The following is an 18979-nucleotide window of genomic DNA, read 5'->3' as shown; positions in this document are numbered from 1 at the left end:
GCGGGCCCTTCGGCATCCGCGACCGGTCCGGTCAGCCCCCGTCGGTGAGCTCGCGGGCCTGCTTCACGTCGTCGGCCATCCGGTCCAGCAGCGCGTCGATCGAGTCGAACTTCTCCATCCCGCGCAGGTAGGCGAGGAAGTCGACCGCGACGTGCAGCCCGTACAGGTCCAGGCCGACCCGGTCGATGGCGTACGCCTCCACGGTGCGGGCCGTACCGTCGAACGTCGGGTTGGTGCCGACCGAGATCGCGGCCGGCATCAGCTCGCCGTCCGCCGTCAGCCAGCCCGCGTAGACGCCGTCGGCCGGGATCGCGCTGTGCGGCACCGTGTCCACGTTGGCCGTCGGGAAGCCCAGCTCGCGGCCGCGCTGGGCGCCGCGCACCACCACGCCCTCGACCCGGTGCGGGCGGCCCAGCACCTCGCCCGCGCCGGCCATGTCACCGGCCGCGACCAGCCGCCGGATGAGGGTGGAGGAGAACGGCTCGCCGTCCCCGGCCGCCCCGCGCACCTGGAGGTCGACCACCTCGACGTCGAAGTCGGCGGCCCGGCCCAGCTCGGCCAGCAGCGCGACGTCGCCCGCCGCGCGGTGCCCGAAGCGGAAGTTCGGCCCCTCGATGACCAGCCGCGCGCCCAGCGCGTCCACCAGCACCTGCCGGACGAAGGTCTCCGGGGACTCCTGGGAGAACTCGGAGGTGAACGGCAGCACCAGGACGGCGTCCACCCCGAGCGCCTCGATCAGCTCCGCGCGGCGCGGCTGCGGGGCGAGCAGCGGCGGGTGGCTGCCCGGGCGGACCACCTCGCTCGGGTGCGGGTCGAAGGTGACCACGACCGAGCGGACGCCGAGCTCACGGGCGCGCTCGACCGCCCGGTTGATGATCAGCTGGTGCCCGCGGTGCACACCGTCGAACGACCCGATGGTGACGACGCTGCGTCCCCAGTCCCCGGGGATCTCCTCCAGGCCACGCCAGCGCTGCACCCTGACCGCTCCTTGTTCCCTACGGCGCGTACCTTCTGTACGCTCAAACGCTCAAACCCGAACCCCTATAGCGTGCCATGCGCCCGCCCCTGCTTCGGCACCGGAAGGCGGGTTGGGCGCACCGCCGGCTGTCCGGTCCCGGACACCGGGGTGGGAACCGGCTCCCGCGGGGTCGCCCGGTCCGCCTCCCGCCCGGCCTCGGCGGCCTCCCGCGGGTCGCGCCCGGCCGCCGCCGGCTCCCGCAGCCGGGCCGACCGGGGGTCGGCGGGCCGGGCCGGGGCCTCGCCCTCGGGCCACCGGGCCAGCAGCAGCGCGAACGCCGCCGAACGGCCCGCGCAGCGGGCCAGCAGCTCGTCCGCGTCCGTGAGCCCGGCCGCGGCGCGGGCCAGCACCGTCCGGGCCCGCGCCGGGCGCTCGGCCGCGCAGTGCTCGGCCAGCCGCTCCACGACGGCGGCGAGCACCTCCTGGTCGCCCTCGGTGGCCAGCAGGGTGTCCAGGAGTTCGCAGCGCAGGGCGTCGGCCTCGGCATCGGCCACCGGGACCGCCAGCACCTGGGCGAACGGCCGCCGCACCGCCACCGGACCGGCCGCCAGGGCGCTGCCGAGCAGCACCCGCAGCTCCAGCCGGGCGGCCGGTCCCCCGGCGGCGCCGCGCGTCAGCCGGCGGCCCAGGTAGTCGACGGCGACCGCGCCCGCCAGCGCCGGGCGCTCCCGCAGCAGCCGGGCCGCCAGTTCGGCGCCGCGCCGGGTGGCCTGCGGCGTCCGGGCGTCGGCCAGCACCCGCAGCGTCTCGGCGACGGCCGCGCCGGGGGCCGCCAGCCGCTGCGCGAAAGCGGCCAGGACGGGCTCGGGGTCGCTCTCCAGCGCCGGGGCCAGCGCCCGGGCGGTCAGGAAGCGGTCCTCGCCGTGCCGGTACGCCGCCAGCGCGGCCGGGAGGTGCCGGGCCCGGGCCCGCGGGTCGCGCACCAGCAGCGCCAGCGCGGCGCCGTGCAGGCACGGCTCCTCCTCGCGGGCGAGCAGTGCCAGTGCGGCGAACCGCAGCAACTCCGGTCCGGCCCCGCGCGCGTACGGCGCGGCGCGCAGCGCGTGCACGGCGGCGGCGACGTGCCGCTCGGGCCGCCGGTCGTGGCTCCAGCGGTCCACGGCGCGGCAGAGCGCCGACGGCTCCTCACCGGCGAGCACGGTGAGCAGCGCGTCCGCCCGGGGGTGCGCCGCGTCGGCCAGCGCCTCCGTCAGGTCGTCCAGGGCCAGCGCGCGGTGGCGGTACAGCAGGTCGTGGGCGAGATCGGCGACGGTGGTACCGGGGCGGCCGGGCAGCCCGCGCGGGTCGTCGAACCAGGCGCAGAGCAGCGGCATCACCCGGGCCGGGTCGGCGCGCAGCCGCTCGGCCGTGGCGGCGAGGAACGGCCGCGCCGGTCCGTCGGCGGTGACCAGTCGGCGCAGGAGTGCCAGTTCGCTCTCGACCGGCAGGCCCAGACCGGTCCAGAAGCGCGGACCGAAGCGGCCCAGACCGGCCGCCGGGAGCCGCTCGAACCCGCCGGCCGCCGGTGCCACCTCGGCGATCCGGCCGGCCAACTGGGCGAGCAGCGACCGGTGTTCGTCCAGATCGGGGCTGGCGGCCAGCCCGGCGGCGAGCAACCGGCCGGCCCACCAGCCGGGTTCGCTGCCCGGCGGGCGCAGGTCCAGCGCCCGCCAGAGCCGGTGCAGCCACGGGTCCAGGGCGGTGGCGCCCCAGGTCTCGGCCAGCCGCCCGAGCGCGGACGCCACCGGGGCGACGCGGTGCCGGGGCACCGTACGGGCCTCCCCCGGCGGCGGGGTGTCCTCGGCCTCGCCGAGGAGCAGCCGCAGCGCCGCGTCCAGGTCCAGGTGCAGGCCCTGGAGCCAGTCGGAGAACTCGCCGTGGGCGAGCCGGAAGCCCGGGCCCGCGGGCACGAACAGGCCCTCCGCCAGCACCGCGGCCGCCCAGTTGCCGGGTGGGAAGAGCTCCTCGAAGGCGGCCCGGCCGAGCCCGCCCTGCTCCGCGCCGAGCATCCGCCGGGCCGCCTCGTGCACCCGCCCGGCCACCGCGGCGGCCAGCCTGCGCACCCGGCCGGGCGACGGACCCGCCGGCCGCCCGGCACCCCGCCGGTGGGCGCCCGGGCGCCGGGGCCGCCCGTCGGCGGCGATCCGCTGGGCCACCCGCAGGCAGCAGAGGTCCAGGTGGGCCGCGAACAGCTCGCCGCGGCCCACCGGCTCCCCGCGCAGCCCCTGCGCCCACAGCTCCCCGGCCAGCCGGACGGCGAGCGGGTGGCGGGCGTCCGCGGCCGACGTCCAGTCCGGCGGCAGCCCGTAGCGGCGGCGCACCCGGTCGGCGGCCTCGGCCGGGAGCGGGCCGAGCCGGTGGACGGCGAAGCTCCCGGCCGCCCCCGCGCAGCGGCGGTCGGCCCCGGCCGGCCCGGCCGTGGTGCCGCCCGCCGGTAACTCGTCACCGGCCCACGGCTCCCGGTCCCACGGCTCCCGGTCCCACGGCTCCCGGTCCCACGGCGGGCCGTCCCCGCCGTGCCGCGGACACCCCGCCGGCGCCGTACCGGGCCCGGCCGCCGCGCGGTCGTCGTCGAGGCCCGCCAGCAGCTCCCAGGCCTCGTCCCCGCAGGCGGTGAGCAGCCGGGCCCCGACCGCCGTCAGCCACTCCCCGGCCGCCCGCCGCCAGGCCCGGTCGAGCGGGACGGGCGCCTCCTCGGGGCCGTCCAGCACGATCAGCAGCGGCCGCCGCGCGGCCGCGCAGAGGGCGGCCACGGCGTCCGGCCCGGGCGGCGGCCGGGTGCCGAGGCCGGCCGCCGCCGAGGCCAGCGCCCGCCGCACCGCCGCGGCGAGCGAGGCGTCCTCGGCGCGCAGGTCGGCGCCGCGCAGCCAGAGCGTGGGAAGCGCCCGGTCCTCGCCGCCGCGCCGGACGGCGAGGGCCGCGAGCTCGGTGGTCCGGCCGGAGCCGGGGGCGCCGACCAGCGCGGTGACCGTCGCCCGCGGATCGTCCCCGGCCAGGCCGTCCGGGCGGTCGACCCGGTCGGCGGCCAGAGCGGCCACCCGGCCGGGACCGGCCCCGGCGGCCGCCACCTGGGCGGCGGCCAGCCGCAGCACCCCCGCCAGGTTCAGCGCCGATCCGTACGCGGGGACACCGGCGGCGTTGCGCGCCAGCGCCTCGGCCAGCGCCGGCGCGCCCTCGCCCGACCCGCTGCCGTTCGCCGGGGCGGCGGTCAGCGCGCCGCCCTGCTCCGGGGCCCGCAGCGCCGGAGCGGCGACGCCGATCACGGCGCCGCTGCGGGCGTCCAGCACCGGCGCCCCGGCGGGCACCGGCCCGGTACCCGTGACGACCGGCACGTCCAGCAGCAGCACCCCGCCCAGCAGGTGGAAGCGGTCGGACTGGGCGTAGACCGCGCCGGTGACGCCCAGCACGCCGCAGCGCAGGGCGACCGTCCGCTCCCCCTCGCCGGTGAACGCGGGCAGCAGCACCTCCCGCCCGGCGGCCACCGCGCCCGGCGCCGCGATCGGCAGCGGGGGCACCGGCAGCCCGCCGACGCCGTCGGTCCGCAGCAGGGCCAGGCCGTGCCCGGGCAGCGGCAGGACGCTGTCCGGGCCCAGCACCCTGGTCTGGCCGCCCGGGGTGTGCAGGACGATCCGGTCGAGGTCCGCGACGCTCTCGTGCGCGGTGAGGACGGTCCCCTGCGGGTCCGCGACGAACCCCAGCCCGCGCAGTCGTCCGTCGAGGTCGCGGATCCGCAGCAGGTAGCGCCCCGGATCGTCCGCCACCCCGTCGCCGTCCAGTGCTCCCGGCATGCGTGCAGCCCTCCCGGCAGGGCCGAGCGGCCCGGGAGGCGGACGCGTCGCGGCGACCTGCTCGCCGCTCGGGAGCCTGCCCGGTGCCGGGCAGGCCCGACCGCACCCGCGCCGCTCACCACCGGGGTTCACCTCGCGCGCTCCCCCGTGCGGGTGAACCTCTCCGGCCCCGCTCCGCCAGGTGCCCGCGCGGAACGCCGAGAGCCCCCCGCCGCCCCGGACGGGGGCGGCGGGGGGCTCGACCGGCACGCGGCCCGGCGCTCCCGGCGTCAGCCGACGAAGACGGCCACCGACTTCGCCTGACCGCCGTGCTCCTCCACCAGCGCGAGGAACCGCCCGTCCGGCCCGTAGACCGCGATCGGACCGGCCACGCCCATCCCGGGCGCCTTCAGCCGGGCGCCGTGCGACAGCACCTTGGCCTGCTCGGCGTCGAGGTCCCAGCGCGGGAAGGCGGCCGCGGCGGCGTCGCCGATCGGCAGCACCTCCAGCGGAGCGCCGGCGTCACCGGTCACCGCCTCCTCCAGCTGCTCCAGGGTCCGGGCCGACTCCACGCCGTAGGGGCCCACCCGGGTGCGCCGCAGCGCGGTGAGGTGGCCGCCGACGCCGAGGCCGGCGCCGAGGTCGCGGGCCAGCGCCCGGATGTAGGTGCCGGAGGCGCACTCCACCGTCACGTCGAGGTCGATCACCGGGGTGCCGTCCTCGGCGACGGCGGCCCGCTGCTCGTGGACGGTGAAGGAGTGGATGGTGGTCGGCCGGGCCGCGAGCTCGAAGTCCTCGCCCTCGCGCACCCGCGCGTAGGAGCGCTTGCCGTCGATCTTGATCGCGCTGACCTTGGACGGCACCTGCATGATCTCGCCGGTGAGGGCGGCGATCCCGGCGTCGATGTCCTCCCGGCGCACGCCGTCGGCCGGCACGGACGCGGTGACCTCGCCCTCCCGGTCGTCGGTGACGGTGGTCTGGCCGAGCCGGACGGTCGCCTCGTAGGTCTTGGCGGTCAGCATCAGGTGGCCGAGCAGCCGGGTGGCCCGCTCGATGCCGATGACCAGCACGCCGGTGGCCATCGGGTCCAGCGTGCCAGCGTGGCCGACCTTCCGCGTCCCGGCCAGCCACCGCAGTTTGGCGACCACCCCGTGCGAGGTGATGCCCTCCGGCTTGTCGACGATGACCAGGCCGTCCGGGCCGGTTCCCTTGCGCTTCATCTGTTCTTTTCTCTGGAGGCTTCTCTGGAAGTGGTCAGCTGACGGGCCGCAGCGCGCCCCGGAACCGCTCCACCGCGTCGGCCACGGGCTCGCGGGTGGAGAATCCGGCCGCGAAGGTGTGCCCGCCGCCGCCGAGCCCGGCGCAGGCCGCCGCGACGTCCACCGCGCCCTTGGAGCGCGAGGAGCCCCGCAGCGTGCCGTCCGGGTCCTGCTTGAGCACCAGCGCGACCTCGGCCTCGGCCGGGCGGCGCAGGATGTCGATCAGGCCCTCGATCTCCTCGACGGTGACGCTGAACAGCGCCAGGTCCTGGTAGGGGACCCAGGTCCACACCAGGCCCAGGCCGCCGGCCGCGTCCGGCTCGTAGACGGCCCGGTCGAGCGCGGCCGCGAGCACCTTGAGGTAGCCGAAGGACGAGGTGTCCCACAGCTGCCGGGAGATCAGGTCGTGCCGGATGCCGGTGGCCAGCAGCCGCCCGGCGAGTTCGTGGGTGGCGGGCGTGGTGGCCCGGTACTTGAACGAGCCGGTGTCGGTGGCGACACCGGTGTAGAGGCAGGTGGCCAGGGACTGGTCCAGCTCGACGCCGAGCCGGCGCAGCAGCTCGTCCACCAGGACGGCGGTGGCGGGCGCGCTCGGGTCGATCAGCTGGTGGGTGCCGAAGCCGGGGTTGGAGGCGTGGTGGTCGATGACCACCAGCACCGGCGCGGCGAAGGCCTTCTCGTGCAGCAGGCCCAGCCGGCTCTCGGCGGCCACGTCGAAGCAGAGCACCAGCTCCGGGACGGCGGGCACCTCGGAGGCCGGCACGATCAGCTCCTGGCCGGGCAGGAAGGCCAGCGACTCGGGCACGATCTGCGGGTCGTCCCCGAAGGAGACCCGGACCTCGTGGCCCAGCCCGCGCAGGGCCAGCGCGGCCGCCAGGGCCGAGCCGAGCGCGTCGCCGTCCGGGCAGATGTGGCAGATGAGGTCGATCGACCGGGCGCGCCCGATCTCCGCGACCACCTGCTGCCAGACCAGCTCGAAGCCGGGCGCCTCGGCGCGCGGCCCCGGAAGCACCGCGAGGGCACCCTCCACCGTGGTGGTGGAGGACGCCCCCGCGACTGCTCCGGCCGTCGAACCGGTCGACGCCGGCTCACCTGCCATGACTACTCGTCCTCGTCGTCACGCTCGGACGCCGGGACCTTGTAGGGGTCCGCGTCACCGGCGTACTTCGCGCCCGCCGCGGTGGTGCGCACCGCGGCGTCGATGGCCCTGGCCCGGTCGAGCAGGTCGTCGATGTTCCGGGCGTTCTCCGGCAGCGCGTCCGCGACGAAGGTCAGCGTCGGGGTGAAACGCACCCCGATCTTGCCGACCTCGGAGCGGATCACTCCCTTGGCGCTCTCCAGCGCGGCGGCCGAGGCCTCGCGCTCGGCTTCGTCACCGAAGACGGTGTAGAAGACGGTGGCCTCGCGCAGATCGCCGGTGACCCGGGTGTCGGTGATGGTCACATAGCCCAGTCGCGGGTCCTTGATCCGGCGTTGCAGGGTCTCGGCCACGACCACCTGGATGCGGTCTGCGAGCTTGCGCGCCCTAGCGGTGTCGGTCACGTTGCCTCCTCGTGCAATGGGCCGGGTAACTCGGGCGTACTGCCTGCCCGTCGGGGCCCACGCCCCAAAGTACCGGCCCGCGCCCAGCCTTGTGGGCGCTCTCGGTCCTGATCTGTGTGAGAACGGCGACTCGCGCCGGTCCGTTCCGCAGACCTCATTCGTCGTCGTCGTTGTGGTAGCGCCTCCTGGCGGAGAGCAGCTCTACCTCGGGGCGGCCGGCGACCAACCGCTCACAGCTGTCCAGGATCTCGGTGACGTACCCGGCTTCGCCGGACACCACCGCCAGGCCGATCTCGGCCCTGCGGTGCAGATCCTGGTTCCCGGTCTCGGCAGCGCACACGCTGTACTTGCGCTGCAGTTCGGCCACGATGGGCCGCACGATCGAACGCTTCTCCTTGAGCGAATGTACGTCGCCCAGCAGCAGGTCGAAGGTGAGTGTTCCCACGAACATGTATGACAGGTCTCGCCGACCTGGAGGCCTCGGGGGCAGCCCTGGACCGGGCTGATTCTCGTCATCGCTGACTACCCCAGGACCCTACACAGCGAGACCGGGGCCGGTCGACGGAAATACCACCCGTCGACCGGCCCCGGACACCACCCGCTTACGCGCGCGGCTTCTCGCGCATCTCGTAGGTCTCGACGATGTCCTCGACCTTGATGTCGTTGAACGACCCCAGGGTCACACCGGCCTCGAAGCCCTCGCGGACCTCGGTCGCGTCGTCCTTGAAGCGACGCAGACCCTCGATGGTGAGGCTCTCCGCCACGACCTTGCCGTCGCGGATGAGGCGGGCCTTGGCGTTGCGGCGCAGCAGGCCCTCGCGGACGATGACACCCGCGATGTTGCCGAACTTGGAGGAACGGAACACCTCGCGGATCTCCGCGGAGCCGAGGCGCACCTCCTCGTACTCGGGCTTGAGCATGCCCTTGAGGGCGTTCTCGATCTCCTCGATCGCCTGGTAGATGACCGAGTAGTACCGGACGTCCACGCCTTCCTTGTCGGCCGCGGCGCGCGCACGGCCTTCGGCGCGCACGTTGAAGCCGATGATGATGGCGTCCGAACCCATCGCCAGGTTGACGTCGGACTCGGTGATCGCACCCACACCGCGGTGCAGGATGCGGAGCTCGACCTCCTCGCCCACGTCCAGCTTGACGAGGGCGTCCTCGAGGGCCTCGACCGAACCGGAGACGTCACCCTTGATGATGAGGTTGAGCTGCTCGATCTCGCCCGCGGCGATGGCCTTGTCGAGGTCCTCCAGGGACACCCGGACCCGGCGCTGCGCGAACGCGGCGTTGCGGTCGCGGGCCGAGCGCTTCTCGGCGATCTGGCGCGCGGTGCGGTCCTCGTCGACGACGATGAAGCTGTCGCCGGCGCGGGGCACCGAGGTCAGACCGAGGAGCAGCACCGGGCGGGACGGGCCGGCCTCGGCGAGGCTGTTGCCGTTCTCGTCCAGCATCGCGCGGACGCGGCCGTAGGCGTCGCCGACCACGATCGAGTCGCCGACGCGGAGGGTACCGCGCTGCACGAGCACGGTCGCCATGGCGCCGCGGCCCTTGTCGAGGTGGGCCTCGATGGCGATACCCTGCGCGTCCTGCTCGGGGTTGGCCCGCAGGTCCAGCGAGGCGTCCGCGGTCAGGACCACGGCCTCCAGCAGCTGGTCGATGTTGAGGCCCTGGCGCGCGGAGATGTCGACGAACATGGTGTCGCCGCCGTACTCCTCGGCCACCAGACCGAACTCGGTCAGCTGACCGCGGACCTTGGTCGGGTCGGCGCCCTCGACGTCGATCTTGTTGACCGCGACCACGATCGGCACACCCGCGGCCTTGGCGTGGTTCAACGCCTCGACCGTCTGCGGCATGACACCGTCGTTGGCCGCGACCACCAGGATCGCGATGTCGGTGGACTTGGCACCACGGGCACGCATGGCGGAGAACGCCTCGTGACCCGGGGTGTCCAGGAAGGTGATCGGGCGCTCTTCGCCGTTCACGATCGTGGCCACCTGGTAGGCACCGATGTGCTGGGTGATGCCACCCGCCTCGCCGGCCACCACGTTCGACTTGCGGATGGCGTCCAGCAGTCGGGTCTTACCGTGGTCGACGTGACCCATGACGGTGACGACCGGCGGGCGCGGGGCCAGCTGGTCCTCGTCGCCCTCGTTGGCACCGAAGTCGATGTCGAACGACTCCAGCAGCTCGCGGTCCTCGTCGTCGCGGCTGACGATCTCCAGGATGAAACCCATCTCGCCGGCCAGCAGCTCGAGGGTCGCGTCGGAGACCGACTGGGTCGCGGTGACCATCTCACCGAGGTTGAACATCACGGAGACGAGCGCGGCCGGGTTGGCGTTGATCTTCTCCGCGAAGTCCATCAGCGAGGCGCCGCTGGACAGGCGAACGGTCTGGCCGTTGCCGCGGGGCAGCATCACACCGCCGACGGACGGGGCCTGCATGGCCTCGTACTCCTGGCGCTTCGCCCGCTTCGACTTGCGACCACGGGCCGGACGGCCACCGGGGCCACGGCCGAAGGCACCCTGCGTGCCACCACGGGCACCCGGGCCGCCGGGACGGCCGCCGAAGCCACCGGGACGCGGACCGAAGCCGCCGCCGCCACCGGGGGCACCGCCACCGGGACGGGGGCCGCCGAAGCCACCGGTCGGGCGCGAGCCCGGACCGGCCGGACGACCGGCGAAGCCCGGACGGGCGCCACCGGCGCCACCCGGACCACCGGGACGGCCGCCGGGGCCACCGGGGCCACGGCCGCCGGGGCCCGGACGCGGGCCCGGAGCCGGACGCTGCGGCATCATGCCGGGGTTCGGACGCGGCATGCCGGACGGGCTCGGGCCACCGGGGCGCGGACCGGCCGGACGGGGCATGCCGTCGGGACGCGGGGCGCCACCGGGGCGCGGCGCGCCACCGGCGCCGGGGGCACCGGCGGGACGCGGACGGTCGCCACCGGGACGCGGACGGTCACCGGCGCCGGGGGCACCGGCGGGACGCGGACGGTCGCCACCGGGACGCGGACGGTCACCGGCACCAGGGGCACCGGCGGGACGCGGACGGTCGCCACCGGGACGCGGACGGTCACCGGCACCGGGGGCACCGGCGGCCGGACGGGCACCGGGCGCGGCCGGACGGCGGTCGCCGGGGCGGGCCATTCCGGTCGCGCTGCCCGAGGTGAACGGGTTGTTGCCCGGGCGCGGGCCGGCCGGACGCGGGCCCGGACGGGCACCACTGCCGGCGGCGGGGCCGGCCGGGCGCTGGGCCTGCGCGGCCGGGCGCTGGGCCTGGGTCTCCTCGGCCGGGGCCGGGGAGGAGAACTCGGCCGCCGGAGCAGCCGGGGCCGCGGGCGCGGCGGCGGGGCGAGCCGCCGGGCGCGGGCCCGGGGTCGGCGCGCCGGCCGGGCGCGGAGCGGCCGGGGCGGCCTGGGCGGGTGCGGCCGGGGCGGCGGGCGCCGCGGCAGCGGGGGTGGGACGGGGTCCCGGGGTCGCGGCAGGGCGCGGACCCGGGGTCGGGGCACCCGGCCTGGGTGCGGCCGCACCGGCGGCGGAACCGCCGGCGGGCTGGGGCGCCGCGGGCTTCCGCGGGCCAGGCTTGGCAGCGCCACCGGTGGGGGCGACTCCCAGCGCGTCAGTCAACTTGCGTACGACCGGCGCCTCGATGGTCGAGGACGCCGAACGGACGAACTCACCCAGCTCGGTCAGCTTGGCCATCACGGCCTTGCTCTCCAAACCAAGTTCCTTGGCGAGTTCGTAAACCCGGACCTTAGCCACTTCACTCCTGATCTATGAGTCCGGGGTGTCTCGTCCGCCGGACCGTCGCTACTTCATGGGCGTACCCATCGCGTACTCATCGCGTACTCATCGAGTGCTCATCGCAATCTCGACCTACTTCCACATCGCGAGGTACCTGACTGGTGGCACGGCGTGCGGCTGCCCGCGCACTGTGCTTGGTGCGGTGGTTCTCCGCCGCGTGGAGCGGCGGCCGTAACGGGGAGGTGCCCGCCAGAGGCCTGAGGAAGCTCAGGGCGCCGGGGTGTCGCCTGCCCGCTCCCCGATGTACTCGCGGAGCCGCTCGGTGTCGAGTGTGCCCTGGAGCCGGAAGGCCCGGGGGAACGCCCGACGGCGGACCGCGAGGTCGAGGCAGGCCGGATCGGGGTGCAGGTGCGCGCCCCGGCCCGGCAGCGCGCCACGCGGATCGGGGACGCAAACGCCCTCGACCGCCGTGACACGCAACAGCTGGTGCTTGGCCGCGCGCTTGCGGCAGCCCACGCAGGTGCGTTCCGGGCGTGCTCGGACGTGCGTCCGGCCAGACGAAGGCAAGTCTACCCCTCCGAAGGGACATGGCGCCGCCCCGCCGATCCGGGGTGGAACGGCGGGGGGCGGTGGAACGGTGGCGCCGGGGCGCGACTACTCGGCCGAGGACTCCCGGCCGCCGTCGTCGGACTGCCCCTCGGTGTCCGGGCGGATGTCGATCCGCCAGCCGGTCAGGCGGGCGGCCAGGCGGGCGTTCTGGCCCTCCTTGCCGATCGCCAGCGACAGCTGGTAGTCCGGCACGATCACCCGTGCGGAGCGCTGCTGGAGGTCCACGATCTCGACGCTCGTCACCCGTGCGGGGGACAGCGCCGCGGCGACCATCTCGCGCGGGTCCTCGGACCAGTCGACGATGTCGATCTTCTCGCCGTGCAGCTCGCCCATCACCGCGCGCACCCGGCTGCCCATCGGGCCGATGCAGGCGCCCTTGGCGTTCAGCCCGGACCGGCGCGACCACACCGCGATCTTGGTGCGGTGACCGGCCTCACGGGCGATCGCGGCGATCTCGACGCTGCCGTCGGCGATCTCCGGCACCTCCAGGGCGAAGAGCTTCTTCACCAGGCTGGGGTGGGTGCGCGAGAGCGTCACCGACGCGCCGCGCACGCCGCGGCGCACGGCCACCACGTAGCACTTGAGACGGGTGCCGTGCCGGTAGTCCTCGCCCGGGACCTGCTCCTGCGGCGGCAGGATGGCCTCCAGCTTGCCGATGTCCACCAGCACGTTCTTCGGGTCGTTGCCCTGCTGGACGACACCGGTGACGATGTCGCCCTCCTTGCCCGCGTACTCGCCGAAGGTCTGGTCGTCGGCGGCGTCGCGCAGGCGCTGCATCATCACCTGGATGCCGATGCTGGACGCGATCCGGCCGAAGCCGCTCGGGGTGTCGTCGAACTCCTTCGGCTCGACGCCCTCGTCCAGCTCGGCCGGGTCCTCGGTCGCCCAGACCGTCACGTGGCCGGACTTGCGGTCCAGCTCGACCCGCGCGCGGCGGCGCGAGCCCTCGGTGCGGTGGTACGCGGTGAGGAGGGCCGACTCGATGGACTCGACCAGCAGGTCGAAGGGGATGTTCTTCTCGTTGACCAGCGTGCGCAGGGCACTCATGTCGATGTCCACGGCTACGCCTCCTCGTCTTTCGTCACGTTCGTCATGGTGCGGTCGGTGGGCAGGTCGTCACTGCGCACCGTCGTCCCCCTCCTCGGCGCCGTCGTCCGCCGAGTCGTCGTCCACGAAGTCCTGGGCCTGGTCGAGGAGCTCGTCGTCCTTGCGGTTGAACTCCACCTGGACGCGTGCTCGGGACACCTCGGTGTACTCCAGGCGGCGCTCCTTGGGCCGGCCGCGGCCCTTCACCGGCTGCACCTCGACCAGCGCGCCGTCCTCGTCCGCCTCCAGCACCCGGGCGACGATCTCCCCGCCGTCGACCAGGTGGATCGCGGCCAGCCGGCCCTCGGCCCGGCGCCAGTGGCGGGGCTCGACCAGCGGGCGCTCCGCGCCCGGCGAGCCGACCTCCAGCACGTACGCGCCGGTGCCCATCACGTCGGAGGTGTCCAGGGCCTCGCCGACCACCCGGCTGAACTCCGCGATGGCGTCCAGATCCACGCCGCCGTCGGCGTCCACGTCGATCTGCACCTGGCGGCGACTGCCGGCCTGGGTGACCTTGACGTCCTCCAGGTCCAGGCCCGCCTGGGCGGCCAACGGCTCCAGCAACGCACGCAGCCGGTCGATGTGGGTGGTGCTCATCCGGGTGGACTCCTCGGCCGCGTCTGCTGTTGTCAGAGGGCGCACCGCGCCGTCCGGCGCCGCTCGGGCGCAGGCCGGGTCGCGGCAGCTCGGCCCAAATCCTATCCGGTGAAGTCGCCAACCACCGATTCCGGACCACGTGCGGGCGCCCGGGCGCCACCCACTGCGAGCAAGGTCACACCGGTGGGACGTGGTCCAGGGCCTGGGAATCCGGGGCCGGACCCGTGAGGATTCTGTAATCATTCACGCCAACGAGGGCACGCAGGCCGTCCTCCCGCACACGCCCCGGAGTGACCGCGATGCAGCCGCCCAGCCGACGGACCCTGCTGGCCCTCGGCCTGTTCCTCGCCACCGGCGGCGCCCTCGCCGCCTGCACCGGCTCCCCCGACGAGGGCGGCGCGGGCGGAGGCGAGCACCGGCGGCCCGACCCGGACGAGCCGGTCCGGCTGCGTGCCGTCGACGCCACCGACGCGCTGCTGGCCGGGTACGACGCCCTGCTGGCCGGGGCCGGGGCCGGGCAGGCCGGGCAGCTCCAGCCGCTGCGGGCCGAGGTGCTCCAGCACCGGGCCGCCCTGGCCGCCGGGCTCCCGGCCCCCTCCGCCTCCCCGTCCCTGTCGCAGTCCACGTCCCTGTCGCCGTCCGCCGGCGGGTCCGGGTCCCCCTCGGGATCCCCCGGGTCGTCGTCCGCCACCGCCCCGGCCCCGACGGTGACCACCGTCGCCGCGCTCGCCGCGCTGGAGCGGCAGACCGCGCAGACCCGGCTCGCCGACCTCGGCGCCGCCTCGCCCGGGCTGGCCCGGCTGCTCGCCTCGGTCTCCGCGGCCGGGGTGCTGCACGCCGTCGCCCTGGGCGACACCGCTCCGGCCGCCGCCCCGCTGCCCGGGCCCACCGACCCGCCCGGCGGGCCCGCCACGCCGTCCGGCACCGCCCCGGCCTCCCCGGACGCCTCCCCCGCCGCCTCCCCCGCCGCCTCCGGAGGCACGGCGGGCACCGCCCCGGAGGCGCTCACCGCCCTCCAGGGCGCGCTGGCCGCCGAGCACGCCGCGATCTACGGCTACGGCGTGGTCGGCGCCCGGCTCCCGGAGGACCAGCAGCGCACCGAAGCGCGGACCGCCCTGGCCGCCCACCAGGCCCGGCGGGACGCCTGGCAACGGCTGCTCGGCGGCGCCGGGGCCACCCCGGGCGCGGCGGCGGCCGGCTACCAGCTGCCCTTCGCCGTCACCGACGCGGCCGGCGCCGGCCGGCTGGCCGCGCACCTCGAAAGCCGGCTCACCGCGGTCTACGCCGACCTGGTCGCCGCCGTCGCCGCCCCGCAGCGCGGCAGTGCCGCGGACGCGCTCCGCGACTGCGCGCTGCGCGCCCGCCGCTGGGGCGCCGCCCCGGCCGCGTTCCCCGGCCTGCCCGACCCCGCCGGCACGCCCGCCACGACGGGCCCCGCCACCGCCGGCCCCGACCCCGCCGGCCCGGCCGCCTGACCCCCGGCACCGCCCTGACCTGCGGACGCGCCGCCACCGCTGCCACCTCGAATCGCTGACCTGCGGTTTCACCGCCATGGCCGACAATGGACGGGTAGCACCACGGGGGAAGCACAACCGGAAGGCCGGCATGTCGGGAGCACCAGGGCAGATCACCGTCCCCGCATGGCTGGCGCGCAGCGTCGGCGCGGACGAGGAGGGCCGGCACTGGCTCACGGGCCTGCCGGCCCAGGTCGGCGCCGGGCTCGCACGCTGGGACCTCACCCTGGAGCGGGTGGCCGACCCGGGCGGCAGTCTGAGCCTGATCGCCTACGTGCACCGCGACGACCTGAGCCCCGCCGTCCTCAAGACCGGGCTGGTCACCCCGGAGACCGACCGGGAGCACGCCGCCCTCGCCCAGTGGGCCGGCCGCGGCGCCGTCCTGCTGCTGGCCGCCGACCCCGCCGAGGGGTCGCTGCTGCTGGAGCGGCTGCACGGCGACATCCCGCTGCGCTCGCTGGCCGAGCCGAAGGCGATGCTGGAGGCCACCAGCCTGCTCCACCGGCTCTGGGTGGAGCCGCCCGGCGACCACGGCTTCGCCACCCTCGCCGACCGGACGGCCACGACCGCCGCCGGGCTGCGCCGGCGCGGCGCGCTGCCGGGCGCCGCCGAGGCCGCCCCGCTGGTCACCGAGGCGCTGGCGGCCGCCGAGGGGCTCTGCGCCTCGGCCGACGAGGAGGTGCTGCTGCACGGCGACTTCCACCACGGCAACGTGCTCGCCGCCGACCGCGCGCCCTGGCTCGCGATCGACCCCCGGCCGCTGGTCGGCGAACGCGCCTACGACCTGGCCCGGCTGGCCCTGGACCGGGCGGACACCCTGGTCGGCTCCCCGGGCGTCCCCGCCGCCGTCCGCCGGCGGCTGCACCAGCTCGCGGACGCCCTGGACGTGGACCGGGACCGGCTGCGCGGCTGGACGCTGTTCCGGGCGGCCGACCTCGGTCTGCGCGCCCTGGCCGCGGGCCGCCGGGAGGACGCCGAGCTCTACCTGGAGTTCGCCGGCGCGCTCTGAGCCGGTCCGGTCCCCCGCAGCGGCAGCTCCGCGCCCATCACCGCGTACAGGCGCTCGGTGTTGGGGAAGTGCACCGCCCGCGCGAGGTCCCGGTAGCCGAGCGAGCGGTAGAGCCGGCGGGCGGGCGTCTCGGCGTCGATCGCGGAGAGGATGGTGCGCGACAGCCCGGAGCGCGCGCAGAGGGTCCTGATCAGGGTGGAGCCGATGCCCTGCCCCTGGAACTCGGGCAGCACGTGCAGTTCGGTGATCGCGAAGACCTCGTCCAGCCACGCACCGTGGCCGCCGGCCTCCAGATAGGGCTGGATCACGGTGCTCCACCAGTGCTCCCGGCGGTTCGGCATGCCGTAACCGAAGCCGACCAGCCGGCCGCCGCTGAGCGCGCCCAGCGCGATCACCCCGGGCTGCTGGGCGTGCCGCCCGACGATGTGCAGCCGGACCAGGACCTCCTCGGGGGTCAGCCCGAACGCCACCGCCTGGACGTCGAGCGCCTGCGGAGCCCATGCCGCAAGGTCGATGGCCTCGATCGTCACCCCGGTCAGCTGATCCATGCCCCGGACGTTACTACCCGTCCGGCCCCCCACGCGGGCGGAGGCGGCAAGGAGCTCAGAACAGCACGCTCATGAACGCCCCGACCTCGCGGAAGCCGACCCGGCGGTAGGCGGCGCGGGCCCGCAGGTTGTAGTCGTTCACGTAGAGCGAGACCACCGGGGCGACCTCGCGCAGGGCGATGTCCAGGACGGCGGCCATGCCGGTCTCGGAGAGGCCGCGGCCGCGGTGGGCCGGGTCGACCCAGACGCCCTGGATCTGGCAGGCGCCCTCGGTGACGGCCCCCACCTCGGCCTTGAAGACGACCTGGCCGTCCTCCGTGAAGCGCGCGAACGAACGCCCGGTGGAGATCAGTTCGGCGACCCGGGCCTGGTAGAGCAGCCCGCCGTCACCGGCCAGCGGGGAGACCCCGACCTCCTCGGTGAACATCGCCACGCAGGCCGGCATCAGCGACTCGATCTCGCTCCGCCGCACCCGCCGTACCAGCGGGTCGGGCGCGATCTCGGCGGACGGCACGGCCGTGGCGAGCAGCGGCTGGTGGGCGCGGACCTCGCGGGCCGGTCCCCAACTGCGTTCCAGCAGGGCCCAGAGGGCGGCGGTGGCCTCGGCCGGGCCGACGATCGAGGAGCAGCGGCGGCCCTGGCGGCGGGCCCGTTCGGCGAAGGCCTGCACGGCCTGCGGGCCGGCGTCCACGAGGACCAGGTTCGCGCCGGCGTAGCAGAGCGCGTCCAGCTCACCGCGCTCGTCGTACCAGCCCCACATCTCGCCGCCGAGGCGCCAGGGGTCCAGCCCGACGGCCTCCACCCTGGTCGCGACGAAGGCGTTGGCGACCGGATCGCGCCGGAGCACCGCCAGGGTGTCCGCGAGGTCGGAGGCCTCCAGGACGCGCGTGGTCGCCAGGGCGCGGACGGCCTGGAACGAGCTGGGGAGCATCACACCTCGATCGAGCATCGAGACAGCACCTCACTGAGACGACTCTGGCCGCACCCTACTCCGTGGCCCCACCCGGCTACGGCCGCGGGGCCGTCCGCGCACGGACGGCCCCGCTTCCGGAAACTACTGCCCGCCGGTCACTCCGCGGCGGTCACGGTCGGCGCACCGGACTCGACGCCCTCGGCCTGCATCTGCTCGGCCAGCTTGAGGGCCTCCTCGATCAGGGTCTCCACGATCTTGGACTCGGGGACGGTCTTGATGACCTCGCCCTTGACGAAGATCTGGCCCTTGCCGTTGCCGGAGGCGACCCCGAGGTCGGCCTCGCGGGCCTCGCCCGGACCGTTGACGACGCAGCCCATGACCGCGACGCGCAGCGGCACCTCCATGCCTTCCAGGCCGGCGGTGACCTCCTCGGCGAGCTTGTAGACGTCGACCTGGGCGCGGCCGCAGGACGGGCAGGAGACGATCTCCAGACCGCGCTGGCGAAGGCCGAGCGACTCCAGGATCTGGTTGCCGACCTTGATCTCCTCGGCCGGCGGGGCCGACAGCGAGACCCGGATGGTGTCGCCGATGCCCTCGGCGAGCAGCGCGCCGAAGGCGACCGCGGACTTGATGGTGCCCTGGAAGGCGGGACCGGCCTCGGTGACCCCGAGGTGCAGCGGGTAGTCGCAGGCCGCGGCGAGCTGGCGGTAGGCGTTGATCATCACGACCGGGTCGTTGTGCTTGACCGAGATCTTGATGTCGCGGAAGTCGTGCTCCTCGAAGAGCGAGCACTCCCAGAGCGCGGACTCGACCAGCGCCTCGGGGGTGGCCCGGCCGTACTTCTCCAGCAGGCGCTTGTCCAGCGAGCCGGCGTTGACGCCGATCCGGATCGGGACGCCGGCGCCCTTGGCGGCCTTGGCGATCTCGCCGACCTTGTCGTCGAAGGCCTTGATGTTGCCCGGGTTGACGCGGACCGCGGCGCAGCCGGCGTCGATCGCGGCGAACACGTACTTCGGCTGGAAGTGGATGTCCGCGATGACCGGGATGCCCGACTTCTTCGCGATGATCGGCAGGGCGTCGGCGTCGTCCTGGGACGGTACGGCGACCCGCACGATCTGGCAGCCCGACGCCGTCAGCTCGGCGATCTGCTGCAGCGTGGCGTTGATGTCGGAGGTCACCGTGGTGGTCATCGACTGCACCGAGACGGGGGCGTCGCCGCCGACCGGCACGTTGCCGACCATGATCTGCCGGGAGACTCGGCGCTTGGCGAGCGGCTTGAGCGGCAGGGACGGAATACCGAGCGAGATCGCGGTCATGTGCGCAGGGTTCCCCGGGGTTGAGGTGTGGTCGGTCCGGCCGTTCGACGGCCTGGGCCGGGCGCGCCGATGAAAC

The 18979-nt window shown here is 75.5% G+C and carries 14 protein-coding genes and 1 pseudogene; 2 read left to right on the top strand and 13 right to left on the bottom strand.

What is annotated here, in order from left to right; translation table 11 throughout:
* Positions 1-31: 31 nt before the first annotated feature.
* The 10 genes from ABZ495_RS26525 to rimP form a co-directional block, all read right to left on the bottom strand.
* Positions 32-976 carry a bifunctional riboflavin kinase/FAD synthetase gene (locus ABZ495_RS26525; RefSeq protein WP_329487707.1) on the bottom strand — a complete coding sequence of 315 codons (945 nt, stop codon included), beginning with the start codon at positions 974-976 and terminating at the stop codon, positions 32-34.
* A 65-nt stretch (positions 977-1041) separates the two neighbouring features.
* On the bottom strand, positions 1042-4785 hold the full coding sequence (locus ABZ495_RS26520; protein WP_359838437.1) for a serine protease: 3744 nt from the start codon (positions 4783-4785) through the stop codon (positions 1042-1044).
* A gap of 269 nt (positions 4786-5054) precedes the next feature.
* On the bottom strand, positions 5055-5984 hold the full coding sequence (truB, locus tag ABZ495_RS26515) for a tRNA pseudouridine(55) synthase TruB (RefSeq protein WP_359838435.1): 930 nt from the start codon (positions 5982-5984) through the stop codon (positions 5055-5057).
* Positions 5985-6018: 34 nt separating this feature from the next.
* The gene (locus ABZ495_RS26510; protein WP_329487710.1) at positions 6019-7122 is read right to left on the bottom strand and encodes a DHH family phosphoesterase; all 1104 of its coding nucleotides are present in this window, start codon (positions 7120-7122) and stop codon (positions 6019-6021) included.
* A 2-nt stretch (positions 7123-7124) separates the two neighbouring features.
* Positions 7125-7565, bottom strand: coding sequence for a 30S ribosome-binding factor RbfA (gene rbfA, locus ABZ495_RS26505; protein ID WP_329487711.1), 441 nt, complete (start codon positions 7563-7565; stop codon positions 7125-7127).
* A 154-nt stretch (positions 7566-7719) separates the two neighbouring features.
* The gene (locus ABZ495_RS26500) at positions 7720-8016 is read right to left on the bottom strand and encodes a DUF503 domain-containing protein (protein ID WP_329487712.1); all 297 of its coding nucleotides are present in this window, start codon (positions 8014-8016) and stop codon (positions 7720-7722) included.
* A gap of 151 nt (positions 8017-8167) precedes the next feature.
* Positions 8168-11329 carry a translation initiation factor IF-2 gene (gene infB / locus ABZ495_RS26495; protein ID WP_329487713.1) on the bottom strand — a complete coding sequence of 1054 codons (3162 nt, stop codon included), beginning with the start codon at positions 11327-11329 and terminating at the stop codon, positions 8168-8170.
* 249 nt (positions 11330-11578) lie between these two features.
* Positions 11579-11827 carry a YlxR family protein gene (locus ABZ495_RS26490; protein ID WP_329487714.1) on the bottom strand — a complete coding sequence of 83 codons (249 nt, stop codon included), beginning with the start codon at positions 11825-11827 and terminating at the stop codon, positions 11579-11581.
* A 138-nt stretch (positions 11828-11965) separates the two neighbouring features.
* Positions 11966-12979, bottom strand: coding sequence for a transcription termination factor NusA (nusA, locus tag ABZ495_RS26485; protein WP_329487715.1), 1014 nt, complete (start codon positions 12977-12979; stop codon positions 11966-11968).
* A 57-nt stretch (positions 12980-13036) separates the two neighbouring features.
* Positions 13037-13603 (bottom strand): ribosome maturation factor RimP, encoded by a 567-nt coding sequence (rimP, locus tag ABZ495_RS26480; protein ID WP_329487716.1) that lies wholly within the window; start codon positions 13601-13603, stop codon positions 13037-13039.
* A gap of 1001 nt (positions 13604-14604) precedes the next feature.
* Here rimP and ABZ495_RS26475 point away from each other — a divergent pair.
* Positions 14605-15078: pseudogene (locus tag ABZ495_RS26475) on the top strand (ferritin-like domain-containing protein); the annotation flags it as partial.
* A gap of 130 nt (positions 15079-15208) precedes the next feature.
* Positions 15209-16126 carry an aminoglycoside phosphotransferase family protein gene (locus tag ABZ495_RS26470; RefSeq protein ID WP_359838433.1) on the top strand — a complete coding sequence of 306 codons (918 nt, stop codon included), beginning with the start codon at positions 15209-15211 and terminating at the stop codon, positions 16124-16126.
* Here the strand turns inward: ABZ495_RS26470 and ABZ495_RS26465 are convergent.
* The 3 genes from ABZ495_RS26465 to ispG all read right to left on the bottom strand — a co-directional run bounded on the left by ABZ495_RS26465 (position 16099) and on the right by ispG (position 18903).
* Positions 16099-16674, bottom strand: coding sequence for a GNAT family N-acetyltransferase (locus ABZ495_RS26465; RefSeq protein WP_329487718.1), 576 nt, complete (start codon positions 16672-16674; stop codon positions 16099-16101). The two genes, ABZ495_RS26470 and ABZ495_RS26465, sit on opposite strands and share 28 nt — an antisense overlap.
* Before the next feature lie 55 nt (positions 16675-16729).
* Positions 16730-17605: a GNAT family N-acetyltransferase gene (locus tag ABZ495_RS26460; protein WP_359838451.1), complete on the bottom strand. Its 876-nt coding sequence runs from the start codon at positions 17603-17605 to the stop codon at positions 16730-16732.
* A gap of 137 nt (positions 17606-17742) precedes the next feature.
* Positions 17743-18903 carry a flavodoxin-dependent (E)-4-hydroxy-3-methylbut-2-enyl-diphosphate synthase gene (gene ispG, locus ABZ495_RS26455; protein WP_329487719.1) on the bottom strand — a complete coding sequence of 387 codons (1161 nt, stop codon included), beginning with the start codon at positions 18901-18903 and terminating at the stop codon, positions 17743-17745.
* Positions 18904-18979 lie beyond the last annotated feature (76 nt).

Origin of the sequence: Kitasatospora sp. NPDC005748 (assembly GCF_040630735.1) — a bacterium.
Lineage (GTDB): Bacteria > Actinomycetota > Actinomycetes > Streptomycetales > Streptomycetaceae > Kitasatospora.
The sequence above is the reverse complement of the archived record's forward strand: the minus strand, read 5'-3'. Positions and strand labels throughout refer to the sequence as shown.